7 protein-coding genes are annotated in these 24,380 nt (G+C 49.1%); all 7 read right to left on the reverse strand.

Going from position 1 to position 24,380, the window contains the following annotated elements; genetic code table 11:
• Nucleotides 1-4: 4 nt before the first annotated feature.
• Complete coding sequence (locus NSQ20_RS27660) at nt 5-1,030, reverse strand: HAD-IIIC family phosphatase (protein ID WP_076328853.1); 1,026 nt, start codon at nt 1,028-1,030, stop codon at nt 5-7.
• On the reverse strand, nt 1,027-2,184 hold the full coding sequence (locus tag NSQ20_RS27665; protein WP_235193722.1) for an acyl-CoA dehydrogenase family protein: 1,158 nt from the start codon (nt 2,182-2,184) through the stop codon (nt 1,027-1,029). Before NSQ20_RS27665 ends, NSQ20_RS27660 begins: the two co-directional genes overlap by 4 nt.
• 77 nt (nt 2,185-2,261) lie before the next feature.
• Nucleotides 2,262-2,504 (reverse strand): acyl carrier protein, encoded by a 243-nt coding sequence (locus NSQ20_RS27670; protein ID WP_036668118.1) that lies wholly within the window; start codon nt 2,502-2,504, stop codon nt 2,262-2,264.
• 84 nt (nt 2,505-2,588) lie between these two features.
• Complete coding sequence (locus tag NSQ20_RS27675) at nt 2,589-3,434, reverse strand: 3-hydroxyacyl-CoA dehydrogenase NAD-binding domain-containing protein (protein ID WP_036668119.1); 846 nt, start codon at nt 3,432-3,434, stop codon at nt 2,589-2,591.
• Nucleotides 3,435-3,481: 47 nt separating this feature from the next.
• The gene (locus tag NSQ20_RS27680) at nt 3,482-12,598 is read right to left on the reverse strand and encodes an SDR family NAD(P)-dependent oxidoreductase (protein WP_340031237.1); all 9,117 of its coding nucleotides are present in this window, start codon (nt 12,596-12,598) and stop codon (nt 3,482-3,484) included.
• A gap of 14 nt (nt 12,599-12,612) precedes the next feature.
• Nucleotides 12,613-16,644, reverse strand: coding sequence for an SDR family NAD(P)-dependent oxidoreductase (locus NSQ20_RS27685; protein WP_340031238.1), 4,032 nt, complete (start codon nt 16,642-16,644; stop codon nt 12,613-12,615).
• 13 nt (nt 16,645-16,657) lie between these two features.
• A complete protein-coding gene (locus tag NSQ20_RS27690) occupies nt 16,658-24,364 on the reverse strand; it encodes an SDR family NAD(P)-dependent oxidoreductase (protein ID WP_340031239.1) in 7,707 nt (2,568 codons plus the stop codon).
• Between the last annotated feature and the right edge of the window lie 16 nt (nt 24,365-24,380).

A 24,380-nucleotide genomic window follows, 5' to 3' on the forward strand; every position in this document is an offset into this window, starting at 1 on the left:
GGGTTTACGCGATAACTTCCATGGACACATACGCAGGCTGATCCTGAATCATGCTTAGATCACTCTCAAACAAATAAAAATCTCCGTTCTGCTCAATCTCACGGAATCCAGCAAATTTGTAAGTGATCATCATCGTACGATTGCGATCTGTTGATACAAACTCGGCCTGCAAACGGACGTTCGCTTCCTTAGCCATACGCATCACATGATGCAGCAGCAACGTACCTGCTCCTCTAGACATAACGCGACAGGAGACCAGTAGTAGTTTAAGCGTCCAAACTTCGTCATTTAATTCGAGCAGAGCCAGTCCGATTTTTCCATATGTGCCGTACTTGTCCTCCAATCCTGCAATCAGCAGTTTGTGACGTGGAGAGTACCGGAATTGATCGAGTTCCTCGTAAGAGTAGGTATAACCTGTGGCATTCAGTTGATGTGTTCTCACCGTCAGTTCTTCTGCACGCTGTAGATCCCCTTCCTTCACCTCGGAGATCGTGAAGATCATGCCAAGAGAGGCCAGGAATTCATCTTGAGTACCTTCAAATTCCTCCTCCTTCTCATTGCGGGCAATATCATTCATGTACATCTTTCTGCGTAAGGCAGAATCCTCGGTAATGAAACGTGGGTTCATCTCATCCATATCCGTTAATTCAAGGTAGGCCAGCGCATCGATACAGAGCACGTCGGGGTGAGTGAATAATACTTCCTCCCGTTCGAAAGGCTGATCATCGATAAAGGCAATCGTGTCCATTCCGATATTGATGGACTCCACAATCGTTTTTACCGATCGGGATTTGGCATTCCAATTGATTTGTGGATAGATGAAATATTCACGCAATCCGAATTCTTCCAATTTGGCCATTGCCAGTTCATGATCGTTACGGCTGGCAACCGATTGTAGAATGCCACGTTCATCCAGTGTACGGATGACTTCTACAATATTTTCTTTCAGCGTGACCTCTTCATCCTCCAGCAAAATTCCGTTCCAAATGGTATGGTCCAAATCCCAGATCACACATTTAATTTTTTTCATGACAAAACAGCCTCCTCTTGTACGGATTCATGGGTACTCGCAGCGTATGAAGCAATAACCATCTCATGCATTTGTGTGGTGCCCTCAATAATCTCATTCACGCGGGCATCCCGATAGAAGCGCTCCACTGGATACTCCGCACTACAGCCCTTGGCTCCATGAATCTGTACCGCGCGGTGCGCTACCTTGTTGACCATATCAGCTGCATAATATTTAGCCGTCCAGGTCTCCATAATGGAATCCGGGTCCATTACTTCTTTCAGATAACCGGATTGATAACATAAGAGCCGCGCTGCTCTCACATCCACAATGATTTCTGTCAGCATTTTCTGAATTAACTGATTTTCCTGCAAAAGAGTTCCGAACTGACGGCGGCTGCCTGCATAACTCAGTGAAGCATCCAGACAGGCTTGTCCCAGTCCAATACAGCCCCAAGCTACGGTGTAGCGACCATAATCCAAACAATGCAAGGCTACCATGGAAACACCGATACCTGGGCTCCCTACCATACGATCCGGGCCAACATAACAATGCTCCAGATGCAGTTCCGCGAGCATCGAGCCTTTAACCCCCAGCATTCCGTTGATCGGCTGCGTCTTCAATCCCGAATTATTCCGTTCCACCAAGAATGCGGTTGGTTTATCATTCACTTGGGCAAAGATGAGAAACAGGTCAGCAAGCTGACCCATCGTGATCCACTTTTTCTTCCCGTTCAGCTGATACCCATCTCCATCCAATTCGGCAATAGTCTCGATGCTTTTGGCATCACTGCCCACTCCCGGTTCGCTCAGTCCAAAGGCTCCAATGACTTCACCCGAGGCCAGTCGTGGCAACCAATAGGACCGCATATCTTCGGAACCAAACTTCTGAATGGCTATGGCTACCATACCGTGAACAGTAAGCAGACTCCGGACGGATGAACATCCTCTTCCGATCTCCTCATTCAGCACCCCAACCGATATCGGATCAAGCCCCATGCCTCCATACTCCCTAGGAATCATGGAACCCAGATAACCGGAGGATTTCAGCGAATCGATAACCTCTGGATGAAGCCGTTCCTCTCTATCGTGCAAGCCTGCATATGGGACGATATATTGATTGGTAAATGATGCAGCATCCTGCTTGCATTGGAGCTGCTGTTCGCTCAATTCCATTTTCAACACGTTAACCTCCTTAGAATGGGACTGGATGAATGCAAACGGTACACTGGACTGTGGACCGAATCGGCTTCCTAAGAACTGACCATCTTGCTCTCAATAAGCTCAACGATGGCGTTAATGGACTTGAAGTTCTGCAAATCCAGATCTTTATTGTCGACACGAATGGAGAATTCCTTCTCCAGAAACATAACTAGTTGCATCGCAAACAACGAATTCACAAAACCAAGGGCAAAGATATCCTCGTCGTCCTGAAGCTCGTGCTTTTTGAAAAAACGACCCAGAAACTTGCGAACTCTACCTTTAACTTCTTCCATGTGTATTACTCCCTTTCCCTCATTAAAATGGTGTTTTGAATACGCAATAAAGCTTTTCATGCCATGAACGATTCATGCAGTTGATTAGTAACTATAGAAACCTTCCCCCGACTTTCTTCCAGTCTGTCCGGCGTGCACCATCTTTCTCAGTAAAGGACAGCAACGGAATTTCGGGTCCTGATAGCTCTCATACAGCACATCGAGCGAATCCACAACAGTATCCAAGCCGATTAAATCTGCTGTCTCCAGCGGTCCCATCGTGTGTCCATAACATTTCACAAAAATATCATCCACCTCACGTGCTGTAGCCACCTGATCCTGTAGAACAAAAGCAGCTTCATTCATAAACAGATGGGAAATCCGGTTCGAGACAAATCCGGGAAAGTCGTTAACCAGAATCGTCTCTTTACCGATGGATGACAATAGTTCAGTTACTTCTTCAATGGTACGATCCGAGGTGTGCATACCCTTGATCACTTCAACTGCTGATTTCAGGGGAACCGGATTCATAAAATGAGTACCAATGACCCGATCAGGCCGCTTGGTTAGTGCTGCAATTTTGGTAATGGAGATACACGAAGTGTTCACCAGAAATATGCATGCCTCATGACAGATCGGATCGATCAGGCTGTACACTTCCTTTTTGATGTCCCACTGTTCATTCACATTTTCAACGATAATATCAGCTTCACGAAGCATCTCCAGTTCCGTCGTCATATGGATGCGCTCCATGATGATCTCCGGGTCTTCCAGTCCCTCTACTTTCTTGAATAACCTCAGCATCCGGATATTGTTATAGATCTCTTCTCCAGCGCTCTCCAGCACTTCATCCTTGATATCCACCAAGACAACCTCATGACCTGTCTGTGCAAAACTCTGGGCTACACCGCGGCCCATCACGCCTGCTCCAATTACCCCGATCTTCTTCATTGTCCCTGTTCCTCCTGTTTGTGGGGGAGAGGCTATGCTCTCCCTGATCAGAAATTAAAATCAAGATCTTCTGAGGCCGTATCGTAAGAAACCAGCATATGCTTGCTGCTTTCCAGTTCAATCTCGCCAAGTTTTTGTTCCGGATGAAGCAATAACTGTTGCAGCAGCTCTACATAATCGTGAAGCATTTTCTCCGCCGTTTCCCGCTTGAAGAGCTTGGTACGATACTCCAGATTAAATCGCAGCTTGTCATGCTTCTCGATGATTTCGAGATACACGTCATAACGGCTTTCCGCAGCTCCAAACTCATATGGAGTCGTAGTGAATTTGCCCACAGTAACGTCCACTGTACCTACATTCTGAAGGGCAAACATCGCATCGAATAAAGGATTACGGTGTCTGTCTCTGTTCAAGTTAAGCTTCCGCACCAGGTCTTCAAACTGAAATTGTTGATTCTCATAAGACCTCAAGGCGCCTTCCCTAACTTCAGCCAGCAGCTCCAGGAACGTTTTCCCGGATTGTGGCTTGGTACGAATCGTGATGATGTTAATAAAAACACCAACGACATCCTCCAGATCGGCGTGAGATCTGCCCGCAATGGGAGAGCCCACAACGATATCCTCCTGATCTGCATATTTGGCCAGTAAAACGTTATATGCTGCAAGCAGCAGCATAAACAAGGTTGTTCCTGTCTTCGCAGCCATACGTTCCAGATCCATAGTCAAGGTTTCATTGCCGATAAACACGACCTGATCTCCTTCGAATTCATTAGCCAAAGGACGAGGATAATCGGTAGGCAATTTGAGCTGTGGAATGGAATCCTGATACAGGTTCAACCAATACTCTTCCTGTTTGAGCAGAGCACCAGAGGAGAGCAAGGCATTATGCCACACGGCATAATCTTTGTACTGAATGGTGAGTGGTTGCAGTTCACGCCCTTCGTACAGATCAATGATTTCCTGCATAATGATGTCCATGGACATGCCATCTGTGATGATATGATGCATATCAAAAAATACGGCGTGTACACGATCTGCAAGCTTAACCACTTCAAAACGGAATAATGGTGCCTGATCCAACTCAAAAGGTTTCACAAAACCAAGGAGCTTCTCGGTCAGTTGTTCCCGGGTACACTCTGAATAACCCACGTTGAAATCGACCTGATCCCATACCTTCTGATAAGGAATACCGTCCAGAATCTCAAACGAAGTCCGGAAGGATTCATGACGTTGAATCAGCTTGCGAATGATCTGTTCAAATGCCCCATGCTCAAAGTCCCCCTCCATGATGGAGGCTCTTGGTATGTTTGCATTGGTGTTTTGACCCTCCAGCCGGTCCAGAACGACGAATCTCTTCTGTGCAGAAGAGACTGGGTAATACGGTTGGGTCTCCACGCGAGTCAGAGCAGGCAGCGCTCCCACGGAATCTTCACCTATGGAAAGACCGTAAGACTCCTCCAGATAGGCAGCCGATTCCGCAATGGTTGGATACATCAGGATCTCTGCTGTGTTCACAAGAATCGACAACTCTTTTGTGAGACCATTGGCGATCTTGAGACCCAGAATGGAGTCTCCACCCAATTCATAGAAATCATCATAAATACTGAGTTCATTGACCCCAAGCGATTTACTCCATAGTCGGCCTAAGGCGCTCTCAATGACGGAATAAACTTCATCCATCCTGCCCAGCAACTTCATCTCGCCTGATGATTCATGTGAACGACTTGAATCTCCCTTACGTCCTGTCTCAATGGCCTCGCTAATATCGGAAGAAAACAGCATGAGCGGCATATCATCAGAAACATGCTGATAAATCCCTTCCCGGTTGAGTTCCCCGATCAGAACCTGGGTTATATCCTTGCGCATGGCTTCTTGCAGCCCTTGGATGCCCCGGGCTGTTGTGATCGCCTTGAATCCTCCATCTGAATTGGCATGAAAATCCCGGGCCATGCCGGTCTCTTTCCATGCTGTCCAGTTCACGGCAAGAGTGGACAAACCTGATTGCCTGCGATGAGCCGCGAACGAATCCATATAGGCATTAGCAGCGGTATAATCCCCCTGTCCAGGTTCACTAAAGAACGTGGTAGCCGTGGAGAACATGACAAAGAAGTCTGGCTGATCCGCACGTGTCAGCTGATCCAGACTCCATGTCCCCAGCACCTTAGGCCGCATAACGCGTTCAAAGGCTTCACGGTCTTTATTCATCAGGAAACCTTCGCCAGCCACACCAGCGCCGTGGATAATACCAGACACCAGACCATGTTGCTGTCTGATTTTGCTGAGCACCGAAGCAAGCTGAATGGGGTCAGCAATATCTACGCTGTATAGATGTACTTCTGTGCCCTGAGCTTCCATCTCTTTGATCCGTTGAATCTGAGCGGTTAACTTCGTTTCCTCACCTGAGGACAGCACCTCTTCCCATGTTGCCCGTTCTGGAAACGGTGAGCGGTTCATCAATACAAGTTTGATTTTCTCCGGCGCTAAAGATAGTGCACTCGCCGTCTCCATTCCAATTCCGCCTGTCCCTCCAGTAATGAGATACACACCGCCTTCACGCATGTGTATCGGTCGTTCCGGCAGCAAGGACATCGGGATTTCGCCCAACTCCTGAACATATCGCCGCCCCTTCCGGTACGCAGCAAGATATAACGTGTCCGGGTCGCGAATTTCCTGTAGCCATTGCTCCATCGGTGTCTCGGCATCAATATCAATGCTTCGGCAACGGAATTGATTCATCTCATGACAGATGGTCTTGCCAAGCCCAACCATGGGTGCGTGTTCTGGACGAATGTACAGCTCACTGCCCGTAACGCTTTGTGTACAAGATGTCACCAGTACCAAGTCGACCGGGCGTTTGAAATGAACCCTGGACATCGCTTTGGACAAATAAAACAGACTGTACACGCCACGATCAAGCGATTCTTCCAATTCCCCTACAGTACCTTCATCCGCATCCTGATCCAGTGCAAAGAAATGAAGAAGCTGCGAGATTTTATAAGGCTCTACCGCTCGGATTAACCGTTCATAATCTTCTTCACATGATCGAATGGTAAATTCGGCATTGGCTTGATTGGTGTAGGACTCTCCGCGGTAAACCTTGATCACAAGCCGGCCTTCCGCTTCCAGTTTCCCAGCTACGGATGTGGCTGTGCCATTTCTATCCATTAACATTACAACCGGTTCTGTACTGCCACCCTGTTGACCAATCGATATTCGATTCATTTCTTTCCACATAGCGGCATAGTGCAGAGGAGCCGGGACCTCTTCTATCGAGACCTCACGCAGCTGTGGACGTTCGGGAATGTTAATCCAGCAGCGCTTCCGTTCCAGCGGATACGCGGGCAAGCTGACTTTACGAGGGTGTTCACCTGCGTACAGTTCTTCCCAGTCCGCATCTGCTCCCTGTACATACAGATGGGCGATCTGCTTTAACAAATACTCCGACTCGCGTCCATCCTGTACAAAGCTCTGGATCGCTGAACGCATTAATTGGCTCAGACCCATTTTTTCCGATTCGGTCATTTCACCAGCAGCCTTATCCTTCTTGCTCTTGGGAACAGTCCGATGTTCACCGAACTCTACACCTAGTTGTGCAATGGATTGAAACGGTTTGTTCTCCAACTGTCTAAGCGTGTTCAGCAGCCCTTCCGTATCCCGCCCCATAAGTGACAACCGGAACGGGTAATGCCCTCGTCCCGTGCTTGCTGTACTGCAAATATCTGCGAGTGCAAATTGCTCGTTCCGTTCAAGCAGGCGAACATAGTCGGCAACCAGCCGCTGAAGTGCCTCTTCGGATCGGGCAGACAATACCAGCAAATGAGGACGTGCTGTTACTGGTGCAGATACGGGTATTGTCACCGGGGGTTCTTCCAGAATGACATGGCAATTCGTACCACTAATACCGAACGCACTGACACCACAGCGACGCGGTCCGTCCTTCACTTTCCACGGTCGTAATCGTGTATTCACATATACAGGCGATGCATGAAAATCAATATTCCGGTTCGGACGATTGAAATGAAGATTCGGCGGAATCACACCATGTCTGACAGCCAGTGCAGCTTTGATCAGACTGATCATGCCTGCTGCCTCAGAGGTATGACCCAGATTGGTTTTAATGGAACCGACCGCGCAGAATTGGCGTCTGTCCGTGAATTGTCGGAACGCATTTTGGATGCCTTTGATTTCAATCGGGTCACCCAGTGCGGTTCCCGTGCCATGCGTTTCCATGTAAGTAATGGTCTCGGGATGAATACCCGCCTGTTTCCAGGCCTTGGTGATGACTTCCTGTTGAGCCGCTGGATTGGGAGCCGTAATACCGGCTGAACTGCCATCCTGATTCATCGCAGTGCCTTTGAGAACGGCGTATACCTGATCCCCATCCCTCAAGGCATGATCCAGCCTTTTTAGCATCACTACCCCGATGCCCTCACCAAGCCCAGCACCATCGGAATCATCATCGAATGCCCGGGTCTTTCCATCACCGGACTCCAGTCCCTGGAGCATGTTTTCATTCTTTTTGGTGATCGGCATGGTTGAGATTTTGATTCCACCGACTGCGGCCATGCTACACTCTCCACTTAACAGGGCACGCGAAGCAATGTGCACCGCTGTGAGAGACGAAGAACAGGCCGTATCTACCAACATGCTTGGCCCTTTCAAATTCAACAAATACGATATGCGGGCCGGAATGATCGATGGTGTGTTACCCACCACAGCATCCGGCAGAGCACCCAAATCCGTCTCATATATGAATCGTGAATACATATCGACTGTGTTGGTTGAATAACCCAAATAGACACCGGTATCTGACCCGGCCAATTTCCCGCCGCCATAACCCGAATCTTCAATGGCCCTCCACACCGTCTCCAGGAAGAGACGTTGATTCGGATCTGTCAGACTGGCTTCCTTAGGTGATAATTTGAAAAATGAATAATCGAATAAGTCAATGTCTTCAATAAAAGCTCCCGCTTTGGAATCCAGTTCCGGGAGATCCAGCCTTGTATTTTGCAAATACCAGTCCAGATCCTGTTGTCTTCGTTCCGGGAGAGGACGGATATGATCTACCTTGCCTTGAATATGCTCCCAGAATTCGGATACATCAGTTGTGGAAGCTACATTCAGAGCCATCCCTACGATGGCTAAATCTCCTGACAAAGGTCCAGGCACAGTTTGTCCTGGACGCTGCTGATCTTGGGAACCTGCCTCTGCTTGCTCCGCAACATGCGTGGATTCCTGTTTTTCGCTGGTCGCATATGCATCATCTATATCACTCAATACAGGATTAGCGTCTTCTTCCGATTCACCATGTTCTTTGAAAATATATTCAGCCAGCTTATGGATCGTAGAAAATTCAAACAAATCCGTCACGGCAAGAACACCAGAGTACCTCTTGGAGAGCCCCGCGTGAATTTTCAGCAGCAGAATGGAATCCGCACCCAACTCAAAGAAATTCTCATAGATATCGATTTCATCAAATCCAAGAACTTCTTTGCATACGCTGGCGACATGGAGTTCGGTAGCCGTATATCCGCCCCCGCTCTTGCCTGATAATTTCACTTCACCATTTGAAGTGCTGCCAGCCTTCTTGGTCGACCTCGTTTTGGAAGCAGCGCTTTGCAGATATTCGGCCACTTTGCCGCTGAGTTCTGTTGACAACCGAACCTGCATTTTATCCAGCAAGCGAACGCCGCCTCCACTGAAGTTCAGTTGCCCGATCAGCACCCTGCGGATCGAAGAGTTCATCGCCTGTGCCAAACCCTGTATTGCCTCTGCCGTAAGGACCGTTTTGAAGATGGTGTCTGCGGTAAAACCGGCATCCACCGACATGCCCGTCTCTTTCCATGTGGTCCAATTCACGGTGAGCGTGCGTTTTCCTCTTAAGGTACGCTCATCAGCAAAGGCATCCAGGTAGGCATTGGCTGCCACATAGTCTGCTTGCGTTACACCACTGAACATCGTGGCTACAGAAGAGTACATCACAAAGAAATCCAGATCATCACTGCGGGTCAGTTCATCCAGATTCCAGGTACCATATATTTTGGATGCCAGCACTTCGCTGAATCGTTCTTCACTCCGATCCAACAGAAGTTGATCTCCTCCGACACCCGCCCCATGAATAATTCCATGAATGGCCCCATAACGTGTACGCATATCCCGAATCACCATATCCATGGCTTCCCAGTCAGCTACATCCGCACTGTACCAAGACACTTCTGAACCTTTAGCCTCCAGCTCCGTAACGGCTGTAATGAATCGCCGAAGCTTGGCTTGACCGGGCTGGTTCATCAAGTTCTCCCAATGTATACGATCCGGTATCGGGGTCCGATTGATCAGAGCCAGGCGCACAGGTGCTTTGGAAGCCAGAAAACGCGCAGTTTCCAGACCAATACCACCGCCACCCCCAGTAATCAGATATACGCCCTGATGGCGTACAGATAATGGGGTATCCTCAGCAACCTGCACACGCGTAAATTCTTCAACGTAACGTTGTCCACCACGGTACGCGACCAGATAATCCCCCTGACCTTCTGTCTCCAGCGCTTCCTCCATCCAGTCATCTGTGGCGGTGTCTGCATCTACGTCTATGGAGCGGAAAGAGATGGATGGATGCTCACGGCTCAATACCTTGCTTAGACTCAGGAATGGCGCATGTTCCGGCCGCTGAGCGGATTCGTCTCCCGTAATATTGTGGGCGTTCAATGCAATCAGTGTAATACCAGCAATCTCGGCAAAATCACTTCTCATCAGAGCACGCACTAAATAATACACACTGTACACACCTTGGCGCTGGCTGTTCTGCAATTCATTCAGACTGTGAATACCCGATTGCGGGGTATCCAAAGAACAGCCAACATGAATGATGTGATCCACCGACTTGTCCCGAAGGCTTGCGAAGAGACGGTCGTAATCCGCTTCCTCGTCACCAAGCGTATACCGATTGTCGCTCACATGTGCATAAGCAGAGCCCACTACAGCCCGGATTATATTCACGCCCGTGCGCTCAAGCACACGAGCTACAGAATCATCTGCACCAGGCTTGCCTTCAATCAGTAATACCGTTCCCGGTAAAACGGAGATCCCGCTGCCTGAACGTTTCCGTTCAGCAACTCTCCATTGCATCGTATAATGAAAATCTTCTGTCTGTTGAACAGGCACTGCTGCACCTCTATCGATACGACTCGAAACCAGATCCTCGGGCAGATCAATCCAGCAGCGATGGGATTCAAAAGGGTATACGGGCAGGCTGACCCGATGCACACCGGTACCTTTGTACAGTTCCACCCAGTTCACGTCTGCACCTTGTACGTATAACGAACCAAGTTCGGACACGCCAGCCTCATCAGTCCACTCGGAGAGGGTAACCTCTTGCGTAAGCTCCTGTACCCGTCGATCAAGCTTCTTCCGTGACGCTTCCGTCATATCACCTGGCTCAAGCTGTGATTTACTGGCAGGAACGATTTTATGCTCCCCGAAGCTAAACCAGGACTCAGGCTCATTCCACGTTTCCGCCAAAGATAGGACTTGCAGCTTCAGTCCCAGATCCGCGAGACTTTCTGCTACTACAGCCAATCGGAAGTTGTAGTGTCCTCTGCCAACACTCGCGGTATAACACAGATCCTGCAGATGACATGCAGGCGGTTTTTCCTGCATTAATCGGCTATATGTGGCGACCAGTTCCCGCAGAGCTGGCTCAGACTTGGCGGACAACACGACCAGCCCTTCCTTCGCATAAGAAGAGTCATCATCTGTAGCAACCGGGGCTTCTTCCAGCACCAGATGACAGTTCGTTCCGCTAAAACCGAAACTGCTTACTGCACAGCGCATCGGAGATCCTTTTGCTTCCCATTTGCGAAGTCTTGTGTTTACATACACGGGTGATGTCTTGAAGTCGATCTGTGCATTAGGTCTGTCAAAATGAAGAGATGGCGGGATTTCACGGTTTTTGATAACCAGTGCCGCCTTGATCAGACTGACCAGACCTGCCGCTTCATAGGGGTGACCAATATTCGATTTCACGGTACCGATCGGACAAAATTGCTTTTTATCCGTATACTTCTGGAAAGCAAGCTCTAAGCCTTCAAGTTCCAACGGATCTCCCAGCTTCGTACCCGTTCCGTGTGTCTCAATGTAAGACAGGGTCTCCGGGTGAATTCCGGCCTGATCCCACGCTCTTGATATCACATCGGCCTGGGCCTCCGGGTTGGGAGCGGTGATCCCAATAGAAGCTCCGTCCTGATTGATGGCGCTGCCTTTAATAACCGCATAGATCTGGTCCTTGTCCCTGAGCGCTTTGCTCAACGGTTTCAGTAATACCGTAGCAACCCCTTCGCTGATTCCAGCCCCATCCGATGAATGGTCAAAGGCTCTTGTTCGTCCATCCGATGCTTCAAGCCCCCCACGGTAATATTCCGTATCCAGTGGCATCAGGTTCACACGTAATCCACCGGCAAGTGCCATATCACAATCGCCATTCCGAATGGATTGGCAGGCGAGATGCACGGCAACCAATGAGGATGAACAGGCCGTGTCCACCACCATTGAAGGCCCCTTCAGATCCAGAAGGTACGAAATTCGTGCAGGCATCATGGCGGCAATATTGCCGACGGCTGCATCGGAAGTTAATTGAATATCGATGTCCTGAATCATTCGCAGATAGCTGTCCTTAATGTTGCTGGCGAATCCCAGATATACGCCTGTACGGCTGCCAGCCAGACTTTTCCCACCATATCCTGCATCTTCGAGGGCACTCCAGGCTGTTCGTAGAAACAGTCTTTGAAAAGGGTCCATCAGCGCCGCATCCCGCGGCGGAATCCGAAATAATTTGTAATCAAATTGGTCGATGTCTTTCAGATAAGAACCATCACTGTATTTGATGTCCTCTCCATATCCTGCATATTGGAGATATGCATCAATATTTTGACGACGAGAGTCCGGAAAATTGGCAATGGAATCACAGCGATCACGGATGTTGTCCCAAAACTGGCCAATATTGTCCGCGGACGGAAGCATGGCCGATATGCCAACAATGGCGATTCCCTCAGAGTCGTTCCGCCTACCCTCCGATTTCAATCCTTTGAGCAGCTGGCCAGCAACCTGCTTGTCAATTTTGCCCGCGGCTGCATTCTCAATAATCATTCTCAGCATTTGGCTTGTTTGGTTCATCGGGTTCTCCTTCCTCAACGATCCTCGAAGCTCTTGACTGCATCGTCAATGCTCAGACTACCGGCTTCAATATCTTTAAACAGCTGTTCAAAATCATCCACCGGTTGGACTGGCTCAGCAGCCGGTTTTATTTCCAGCTTGGTCATTACAAATTGGGATAGCGCATGTACACTGGTGTACGAAAATAGATGGATCAGTTTCATCTTGCCTGGATAGGCATCTTCGAGCAGAGAAAATAAACGGTTTAACAGGATGGAATCTCCGCCCAGATCAAAAAAGCTGTCGTGGATATCCAGTTCTTCAAAACCAAGTACTTCGTTATACATGCCTGCAATCTGCCGTTCGATGCTGTTGTAATCCTCGCCGTCTTTCCCTTTGAGCTCAACATGTGCATTCGCCGATTTGTTTCGTTTGGCTGCAACAGGAGCCACCTGCCGCGACTCTTCCAACTTCTCGGCTTCCTTCAGCCTGTTCGTCATCTCTTCCGAGAATCGGAATGGAAACTTGGTCAATAGCGCTTTGGCAAACCGTGGATGGTATGTAAATTCCCCGATTAACACACGCGGCACCTCTTTGTTCAATGCTGCCAAGAATCCGGCCGTTGCCTGTTCGGTCGGAAGGGCTTTCGTAATGGCGTCCACATTAAAACCGTAATCAACAGACATACCCGCTTCTTTCCAAGAAGACCAGTTGATAGACAAGGTCTTCAGACCACTTTTGCTGCGTGAGTAAGACAAAGCATCCAGATAGGCATTTGCCGCTGAATAATCCCCTTGTCCAACTTCACTTGACAGAGACAGACCGGAAGAGAAAAAGACCATAAAATCAAGCTCATCCTGCCGAGTCAGTTGGTCCAGTATCCAGGCCCCTTGCACTTTTGGATGAAGGACTTCGTCAAACGTTTCCTGGGTTTTGCGGATCAAATATCCAACCGCCGGTACCCCTGCACCGTGAATCACACCCGTGATGGACCCGTGCTTCTCCCTGACATCGGCCAGTACATCCTGCATCGCTGCATAATCCGACACATCGGCTGCATAACAGGATACTTCCGAGCCCTGTTGTTCAATCGCCAGGAAATTATGGAGAAGAGCCGCCATCTTGGGTTCAAGTTCGGGGTCCTTAAGAAGAGTCTCCCATTCCGATCTTACTGGAACTGGGGTGCGACCAATCAGTACAAGCTTAACGTCTGCTTGGGCAGCAAAGAATTTTGCCATTTCCTGACCAATCCCGCCTGTACCTCCAGTAATGACGTACACGCCATCTCTTTGGATATGGACAGGAGAATCCTTTAACTCATTGGCTGGGACTTCACCCAATTCCTCGATATATCGAACCCCATTGCGGTATGCAGAGGTATAACTCTGATTTTGGGAACCCATTTCCTGAAGCAGTTCAGCTACTCCTGTACTCTCGTCCAAATCAATGCTTCGACACGTAATATGCGGATATTCCAGGGCGAGTACTTTGCCCAGACCGTATAACGAGGCCGCTTCGGGAGAAAGCCGACTCTCTCCGGTTGTGACTTCGTAGACCTGTTCGGAGACCAGCATCATATTCAGCGCGCTGTCACTTCCGTGCTCAATCAAGGCACGAATCAGATAAAACAGGCTATATACCCCTTTTTGCTGACTTTGTTCCAAAGCCTGAAGTGTACGAATTTCCGTGGAAGCCGGGACTGCAAAGAGATGCACAATGTCACTGATGGACGTTTCTCCCAACGCTACAAACAACTCCCCAAAGTTGCCTTCCGAACCATTTACCGTAAATGATCCATCCGGTTCCTGATTGAAAGATTCTCCATAACAGACCTCAATCACTTGGCGCCCTGACTGCTTAAGGCGTTCAATCAATTCACTTCCCCGGTTACCCTCATCCTTCAAAACCAGCACTGCACCTGTTCCTTGAATCGGCTCCGGCTCTGTTAGATCTGCTCTCCTCCAGTTCATCCGATAGAATCGGGCTGGCGTCGGTTCTTCCGAGTCCGCATTGCTGTAATTCGCGATAGCGGCGGTACGAGCTGCCTCAGGAACTTCAAACCAGCAGCGAGTCCGGGTAAATGGATAGGTCGGCAGACTTGTTTTGCGTAGCCCGTCCCCTGTATATAGAAGCTCCCAGTTCAGTTCTGCACCCTTCACATAATGCAGGCCAATCCGGTCCAGAATATCCTGTTCGACCTGCTGACCTTTGCCTATCTTCGCCAGTTCCGGATTCAGACTCATAGACCGATGGCCCGTATGCCCTTCTTCTCCACCTATGGCTGGTGAATCTGGACGGTTTTGATCGTTGCTGACCTTGTGATAACCGTAATAAATCCCTGGACTTCGATGTACATTGGGTCCTACACTTTTGCTTAAATTCTCATCCGCCGATCCGATCATTCGTCCAGCCTCAATTAAGCGAAGCTGAAGCTCCTCCGCATCCTGCCCGGTGACCAGTAAACGGTATGAATAGTGGCCCCTTCCCGTGTTGGCGGTATAACATACAGAAGGTACATGCTGAGATTCAACTTGAGAGAGCACGTTAGCATATTCCGTAATCAGGGTCTGGAGAGCTGCCTCCGTTTTGGCCGATACGGTTAGAAGATGTCCTCCCTGCACTTCCTGCACTTTAACCGTAGTGGTCGGTGCCTCTTCCAGCACGATGTGACAATTGGTTCCACTGATACCAAATGCACTAACACCGCTACGTCGTGGTGTTGCATCGGTATCCCATTCCCGCAACCGGGCATTCACATAGACCGGGGAATCCGCAAAGTCGATGGCCCGATTCGGTCTGTGAAAATGTTTGGAGGCAGGAATCTGTTTGTGTTGCAGTGACAGAGCAGATTTGATCAAACCCACGACCCCAGCCGCCTCCGACAGGTGGCCGATATTGGTTTTGACCGAGCCGATCCCGCAAAATTGACTTTTACCGGTGTGACGCCGGAATGCCTGCTCAATCCCTTGTACCTCTAGGGGATCACCCAGCATGGTGCCACTGCCATGCGTCTCAATATAAGAGACCGTCTCGGGATCGATACCCGCATCTGCCCAGGCTTGAAGAATCGCTTCGGTCTGCGCCTCTGGGTTCGGGGCGGCGATACTAATGGATTTACCATCCTGGTTTACGCCATAACCTTTAATGACAGCGTAGATCTGGTCACGATCTTCCAACGCTTTATCCAGCGGTTTGAGCATCACTACTCCTGCGCCTTCACCAATGCCCGATCCGTCCGAATCGTCATCAAAAGCTTTGGTTCTCCAATCTGTCGACTCAATCCCGATTTTGATATGATCACTCTTTAAAGGAACCAGATTAATCTTGATTCCCCCAACGAGTGCCTGATCACATTGCCCCTCCTTGATCGCCTGACAGGCCAGTGTAATGGCCACCAGAGAGGATGAACAAGAGGTATCCACCACCATGCTCGGCCCTTTCAAATCCAGTAAGAAGGATAACCGACCAGCCGCTACAGAAGCCAGATTACCCACAAGCGAGTACGCAAAGGATTCCGGTTCCGCATCGTAGATAAAACGTGAGTACAAATCCCGAATATTGTTGGACAGGCCCAGATATACACCGGTACGACTGCCCGTCAGTTTTCCGCCTCCATACCCTGCATCCTCGATCGCCTTCCATGCCGTTTCCAGAAACAGTCTGTGGTTGGGGTCTGTAAGACTAGCTTCTTTGGGTGACATTTTAAAATAGGCGTAATCAAATTTATCAATCTCATCCAGATAGGCATTTTCATTAAATTGAATTTCGTCTGGCGACATGCCCAAATATTGCAGATACGACTGGATGTCCGGCACTCTGGATTCGGGAAAGGAACGAATGCTGTCCGTGCCACTGACGATGTTATCCCAGAATTCGACAGGAGATTCAGCCTGCGGCAGCTTCAAAGCCATGCCCACAATGGCAATATCTTTGGCAGCATTGGTTGACCCGGACGCCGTATAAGCGTCCTCTTCCGCTTTGAGCTTTTTGAGTAGCTGCACGGCCACAGTTTTATCCAAGCTTCCGTCTTGCAGATGTTCCATGACAAACTTGTATACACTCTCCACCACAGTTCCTCCTTTACAGGTTAATCAGGTTATTCAATGCCTGCTGCAGCGTAACGTCGCCGCTTTCCATCTGGTCGATTACACGCTTCAAATCCTGCTCCATGTCTTGTGGCTTCGAAGTAGACTTCTCATCCATAAAACGAGCCAACCTAGTAATATTGGAGTTCGCAAACAAATCCGTGACTTTGGTCAGACCAGGAAACTGCTGATCGATCCGGGACTGTACCTGTATAAGGACGATGGAATCGGCACCCATTTCGAAGAAACTATCCCCTACATTAATTTCATGAAAACCAAGCATCGTTTTACAGATGGTGGCGAGTGCCTTTTCAGTCGGTGTATAGGATGCATCTGATTTACCTGTCAAAACGACTTCTCCGTCAGGAGTCTCTGACGAGGATGCTAGAAGACGCTTGCTTGCCAGCTGCTTCATCCGTTGGTCCAGTTGAACGCGAATAGAGGAAGAGAGATCAAACGGACTTTTGGCCAGTGCGGATATCAATTGACCCTCATAATGAATCTGGCCAATAAGTACTCGGCGAACCGAGGATTTCCGCATCACCAGAGACAATTGATTCATCGCCTGCTCTGTCGGCATGGCTTTGAACAACGTATCTACAGCAAACCCGTGCTCGGCTGACATGCCGGTCTCCTTCCAGGTAGACCATTGCACAGTCAGTGTGCGCTTGCCCATCATCGATCTGTAGTCAGCATACGCATCCAAGTAGGCATTCGCCGCAATGTAATCCGCCTGTCCCGGGGCGCTGAAGACCGAAGCAATCGATGAATAGAGCACCATGAAATCGAGATGATCCTGTTCAGTAAGTCGATCCAATACCCAGGTGCCATGCACTTTGGGAGAGAAGACCTCGGTGAATCCTGCCTGAGAACGGCTTGTGATCATTTCAGAGCTTCCGACCCCTGCACCATGGACAATCCCTTTGATTTTCCCGAACGTAACCCGAAGCTGATCCAGAAGTACAAGCATGGCATCTAGATCCGACACATCTGCAGCATGGCAACTAACCTGATGTCCCCGGCTCTCCAGTTCACGAATAACTGTGATTTGATGAATCACTTTGAGTTTGGATTGTTCTGCAACAATGGCATCCCAATGCTCACGTGCAGGCATCGGTGTACGGCTGATTAATGCAAGATTTACTGGAGCATCGGAAGCCAAATACCGCGCGGTTTCCAGTCCAATTCCACCTGTACCGCCTGTAATGATGTATACACCATCGTTGTCAAAAACAAGTTCGTCTTCAGGAGGTGCTGATTCATTCAACGCTCTGAACTCCTGAACATACCGAGTTCCATTTCGATAGGCTACCTCATAATAGGAAGATGAAGTGCCGATCTCTTGCAGCAACAGATCCAGAGACGAACCTTCATCGATATCAATACAACGGCAATGAATCTGTATGTTTTCCTTAGTTACCACTCTGCCCATTCCAAAGGCAGAAGCCAGATGAGGTTTCATCCGCTCCGTACCGGTAATGGAATTGACCTCACGGGAAATCAGAACTAACTCGATGGGCTGACTCAGAGAACTGGACAACAACGCTCGAATAAACCGGAAGAACCCATACACACGTTCATTTAGAACAGACTCTAATGATTCCATGTCACTGGATTTACTTGCTGAATGTTCCTCACTACCAACACCGTTCAGATACACAATTCTTGAAAGTTGGTCTAGGCCCACCTGTTGCAGCACACGCTCATAGGCTTCCACTTGTTCCACATTTCGACTGTCCGGGTCAGATCGCAGAACATCCGTCTGAAGTACGGAATATACCTGCATCCCCGACTGCTCCATACGTGCCGCTATCTCAGCTGCATAATCGGACCCATCCAGAAGTACCAGTGTTGTGCCGTCGCTCACTTCGATCTGCTGATCGGAATCCCCTTTCGCTATCCCCTTCTGTTGCCATACCAGCTCGTAGGCTTCCGGTACCGCTCTGGTGCTCACTTGCGTGTATACCGAAGACTGCTCGGGAAGATCCACCCAGCAGCGTGTATTATCGTATGGATACAATGGAAGACTGATTTTACGAATTTCTTCTTCCCTGTACATCAGGCTCCAATCCACGTCACTGCCTGTGGTGTACAATTTGCATAATTCATGTAGTACTCCCGGATCTGAAGATTCCATGTATCGGGATAGGCACTCTCTACCCTCCTGCTTCAAAATGGACTTCTCCTGGCCCGTCAATTCGTAGTTCTTCCCTTCGTTCTTCTCTGTTACGACCTTATGCATTCCGTAATAGAGCTGATGCTCACCTACGGATTCGAGATCTGATGTAGCGAGTCGTCTCAGCTTCACGAGCAGATCGGACGTGTCCGTCACGCCAAAGGCGACACGATAAACATGATGCCAGCGCCCCGTATTCGCGGTATAACAGATGTTTTTGAGCGGAAGTTCCTGCTGACGTTCCGAGATAAAACGAATATAGTTATCAACCAGCGCAAGTAACGACTTGCGGCTCTTGGCACTTAGCGTGAATACTTCCACTTCTCTCGAAATCTTCCGCTCCTGAATAATAGGCGGCTCTTCCAGTACCAGATGGCAGTTGGTTCCGCTAAACCCAAAGGCACTGACTCCGCAGCGAAGCGGCTCGCCGTTTCCATCCCATGGTCTCGATTTCGTATTGACATACAACGGTGAATCCTGAAACGAAATGGATGAGTTGGGCTTATCAAAATGAAGCGTGGGTGGCAATATCCGATGTTTCAAGGCCATAGCCGCTTTAACCAGACTGCCCACACCAGCTGCTTCAAACAAATGGCCTATATTGGACTTGACCGAACCTATAGCAACAAACTGATTCTTGTCTGTATATCGGCGCAGGGCCGTAGTAAGTCCATCCATTTCAATTGGATCACCAAGTTTCGTCGCTGTACCATGCGTTTCCACGTAACCAATGGTAGATGGATCAATACCGGCATCCTGCCATGCCTTCACAATAACATCCGTTTGCGCTTCAGGATTCGGAGCCGTAATGCCAATCGAAGCTCCATCCTGATTAATGGCACTTCCTTTGATGACTGCATAAATATTGTCTTTATCTGCAATCGCTTTGCTTAGTGACTTCAATACCACGGCGGCTCCGCCTTCACCAAGCCCCGAACCATCTGCTTCCTGATCAAATGGCTTGGTTAATCCATCCGAAGACTCAATGCCGACTTTCAAATAATCATGATCCAACGGACTGAGGCTGATCCGTGCACCAGCGACAATCGCCATCTCGCAATCACCATTACGAATGGCCCGGCAGGCCAGATGGGTAGCGACAAGTGATGCAGAACATGCCGTGTCGATGACCATCGTAGGCCCCTTGAGATCCAGTGGATAGGCAATACGGGTCGGCATCATGGCTGTGATATTCCCTACAATGGACATCGGATATTGATAAGGATCAAGATCACAGATCATTTTGAGATAAGAATCGTTCAGGCTACTGGCAAAACCCATATAGACACCCGTATTTGTTCCTTCGATGCGTCCCCCGTAACCTGCATCCTCTACCGCATGCCATGACGTCTTCATGAATAACCGCTGAATCGGGTCCGTTAATCCGGCCTCCTTCGGAGACAAGCGGAAATATTTATAATCGAATTGATCAATATCATCCAGAAATGCACCCTGAAGGTACTGTACTTCTTTGTCCGAACCCAGTCTGGCATTCATCCATTGATGATAGGCATCCATGTCTTTTTTGCGTCCCTCTGGAAAATCCGTTGTACAGTCCACACCGTTCAGGATGTTGTCCCAATACTGCTCTGCCGTATCTGCCATTGGCATTTCAGCAGCAATCCCAATAATGGCGATGGCCTCATCCTCTTCAACAGTTGTTTTCTTTTGCTCCAGAGGAGCAGCAGCTTTTGCTTTTACAGCCGTCCCGTTACCCTGATTCACATGCAGAGCCAGCTTATGAATAGACGTGTGGGCAAATAAATGAGCAATCTTCACTTGACCCGGAAACTCCTCGTTCAGTCTTTCATGCATACGGATCAGCATGATGGAGTTGCCCCCGAGATCGAAGAAGTTATCGTAAATGTTGATCTCCTGATAGCCCAGTATCTCACTGTATATGCGCGCAACCTGCTGCTCGGTTTCCGAATAGCGACCTTCCTCATTCCCGGAAAGATCTACGGGCCCCGTATGTTTCTCCTGTGGTATGGTCCGGTTCGGACGATGTTGCGCTCCTTGGTCAGCGATTTCCTTGCTGCGCTTCACTCCGGCTTCCAGCTTATCGGACAACCGGAACGGGAACTGCCCAAGTGCAGCAAGATGTTTGCTTCCATAATTCATTGCACCGATAAACACTCGGGAGAGCCGTCTGCTCATGGCCGCTTCCATCGCTGCAATCCCATCCGTTGTCGGAATGGTCTTGAACATGCCATCCACATTGATCCCAAATTCCACGGACATTCCAGTTTCTTTCCACGATACCCAATCAATGGAGAGTGTTCTGCGTCCCTGTCCCGTCCTCCATGCCGCGAAGGAGTCCAAATAACAATTGGCAGCCGTATAATCGCCTTGTCCAATTTCACCGATGACAGATATACCGGAGGAGAACAATACCATAAAGTCCATGTCTTGATCTCGCGTCAGTTTCTCCAGAATCCAGGTTCCCTTCACCTTGGGTCCAAGAATGGTCTGGAACTCATCATCGCTTTTGCGATATAAAAATCCGTCTCCGGGAATACCTGCTCCATGAATAACACCATTTATATTTCCATAGCGGTGAGTGATATCCTGAATCACTTCCGTCATGCCCACAACATCGGCCAGATCCGCACTGTAATAATGAACGGTTGCACCCAATGCTTCCAGTTCAAGGATGCCTTGCATTTTGGTACAGCGGGAGTCTTGGCCTGTTTGCAGTATGCCTTCCCATTCTTCCTTTGCTGGAAGAAGTGTCCGACCAACAAGCGCCAGCTTCACTGGCTTCGAAGAAGCCAGAAACCGTGCTGCTTCCAGACCAATACCGCTTGTACCACCCGTCACAAGATATACACCATCTGGACGCACCTCGAAAGGCACGCTCTCACTTTCATTAAGGTCTATCTCTGTGAACGTCTCCGTATAACGCTGTCCTTCACGATACGAAACAGCATAAGCTTCACCGTTTATATGTCTTTCCCTGAGGATGTCCTCCGCACATATGGACTGATCCACATCTACAAATTTGCTCCGAATATGTCCATACTCCTGCTGGATCACCTTACCCAGTCCCATCAAGAGTGCATTATGAGGGGTGATCCTCTCTTCTCTGCCTGTGACGTGTCCGGCGTATTCAGCAATCAGGTTCAGATGAATCTCTTCGGCGAAGCCTTTGCTCATCAGTGCCTGAACCAGATAGACAGGTGAGTAGAAAGCCTCCTGCTGCCTGGCTTCAATAGATGCCAAATCTTCGGGATAGAATGAACTCCCCATCATGGACATATAGATGATTTCAGTAATTTCACCGTCTGTGTACATGTTTAATAGCTGCGAATAAGCTCCAGGCATATCTCCGCCAACTTCGTATTGGTCCTCCGATATTTGCTGGAACTGGTCACCCAGTCTCACATGGACTACCCGGCTGCCTTCGCCTTTCAGCCCAGCCGATAATTCCTGTTCCAGTTCGGTACCGTTACCGATAATCATTACTGTGCCTGAAGAGGAAGGTGCCGAGGTATCCGAAGTCGCATCCCCATGATCCTCTACCCAGCGCACCGTATGAAAGTAGTCTTTTAACGAAACAGCTGACGGGTCCTGAATATCAATCCAGCATCTGCTGGGCTCAAACGGATACGTAGGTAAGCTCAGCTTCTGAACCTGTCTCCCTTGATATAGCTGTCCCCAATCCATCGTTGCACCCTCGGCATAGAGTAAAGCCAAATCCCGGAGTGCTGTTTCATCCCACAAAAGTGGACTGGCAGCCAGTTCTTTGATCCGCTCTTGTGCCTGAGATGATTGACGTCTGGTGCGCTCACGTTCTTCCGAATCCATTCGCTCGGCTCCCGTAGGCTTAGGAGCAGGAGCACCGGCATAGACTCCTTCTTGTGTCTTCAATTGTGTCCAAGGCTGTTCCAACAAGTGGATCAGTTGAGCCGTATCCTCCACAAGCAGGGACAAGCGATGTTCATAATGTCCACGTCCTGTAGCTGCCGTATAACACACACTCGCAACAGGAGCTTCACGATTCTCCTTCAAGAAACGTTCATACCGCTGGAGCAATCGAACCAGTGCTTCTTCCGTCTGAGCCGAACACACAAACAGATGCTTGCCTGAACCCAGATTATCTCCCGGGTCTTTTACAGTAACAGCCGGAGCTTCCTCAAGCACGACATGGCAATTGGTTCCGCTGAATCCAAAAGCACTGACACCACATCTGCGCGAGATTCCCTCCTCCGCCTCCCAGGGTCGGAGTTGTGTATTTACATACACTGGTGTCTGCTCAAACCGGATGTTGCGGTTGGGTTTGGCAAAATGAAGGGATGGCGGGAGCTTCTGATGTTTCAAGGCCATCACCGCTTTGAGTAATCCTGTCACGCCTGCACATTCATATAAATGACCGATATTGGATTTCACAGAGCCGATCGCGCAAAATTGTTTTTTGGATGTAAACTGTTCGAAAGCGTTGGTAATCCCTTTAATCTCAATCGGATCTCCCAATTCTGTTGCTGTACCATGGGCTTCAATATAACGGATCGTCTCGGGGTCTATCCCCGCTTCTTCCCAAGCCTTCACGATCGCTTCCGATTGGGCCCGTGGATTCGGTGCGGTTAGTCCAATGGATGTTCCGTCCTGATTGGCAGCAGTCCCCTTAATGACGGCGTAGATATGATCCCCATCTTCAATGGCCCGACTTAACGGTTTCAGAAGAATGGCAGCCACACCTTCACCAACACCCGCTCCATCCGAGGCATCATCAAATGTCCGCGTCTCCCCGTCCGAGGACTCAATGCCAAATTGCTCATATTTATTAAAAACAGGGAGCGTATTCACCTTCACCCCACCCGCTATCGCTGCATCACATTCACCACTTCGGATCGACTGACAGGCCATATGGACGGCAACAAGGGATGAGGAGCATGCGGTATCCACCACCATGCTGGGGCCTTTCAAATTCAGCAAATAGGATATTCTTCCTGCCAGTACCGCCGTCACATTGCCCGTTACCGAGATGGAGATGGATTCCGGTTCTACATCGGCGATAATATTGGCATAATTATCTCGGGTGCTGCTGTAATATCCTACATACAATCCGGTATTGCTGCCGGATAACCTCGCACCTCCATAACCTGCATCTTCCACAGCTTCCCATGCTGTCTGGAGAAAAATTCTCTGGTCAGGACTCATCAGGGCTGCTTCTTTGGGTGTCAGCTTAAAATAGCGATAATCAAACTTGTCCACTTCATCCAGATAAGAGCCTTTAATAAAGCTCAACCCGTCTTCATCCTGCTGTTTGAAACGTACATATTTCAGAACATCCTCTTGTCTCGCTTCAGGGAACTCCACAATGGAATTCACTTTGTTCTCGATATTGCTCCAGAACTCCTCCACATGATCAGCCATGGGCATATGCGCAGAGATACCGATGATGGCAATATCTTCACGAGTGTTCTTTTTCTGCTGTTTCAACAGTGTGATCATATCAATCGCCGTTTTTTTGTCGATTTTGCCACCAGACGTATTCTCAATAATATATTTAAGCAACTGTTCCAATGTATCGTCCCCTTAC

The sequence above is a fragment of the Paenibacillus sp. FSL K6-1122 genome, from assembly GCF_037977015.1.
Classification (GTDB): domain Bacteria; phylum Bacillota; class Bacilli; order Paenibacillales; family Paenibacillaceae; genus Paenibacillus; species Paenibacillus amylolyticus.

What these genes read in the sequence shown, in the direction of transcription:
- NSQ20_RS27660 (WP_076328853.1), bottom strand. Translation starts at nt 1,030, where the DNA reads ATGAAAAAAATTAAATGTGTGATCTGGGATTTGGACCATACCATTTGG.
- NSQ20_RS27665 (WP_235193722.1), bottom strand. Translation starts at nt 2,184, where the DNA reads ATGGAATTGAGCGAACAGCAGCTCCAATGCAAGCAGGATGCTGCATCA.
- NSQ20_RS27670 (WP_036668118.1), bottom strand. Translation starts at nt 2,504, where the DNA reads ATGGAAGAAGTTAAAGGTAGAGTTCGCAAGTTTCTGGGTCGTTTTTTC.
- NSQ20_RS27675 (WP_036668119.1), bottom strand. Translation starts at nt 3,434, where the DNA reads ATGAAGAAGATCGGGGTAATTGGAGCAGGCGTGATGGGCCGCGGTGTA.
- NSQ20_RS27680 (WP_340031237.1), bottom strand. Translation starts at nt 12,598, where the DNA reads ATGAACCAAACAAGCCAAATGCTGAGAATGATTATTGAGAATGCAGCC.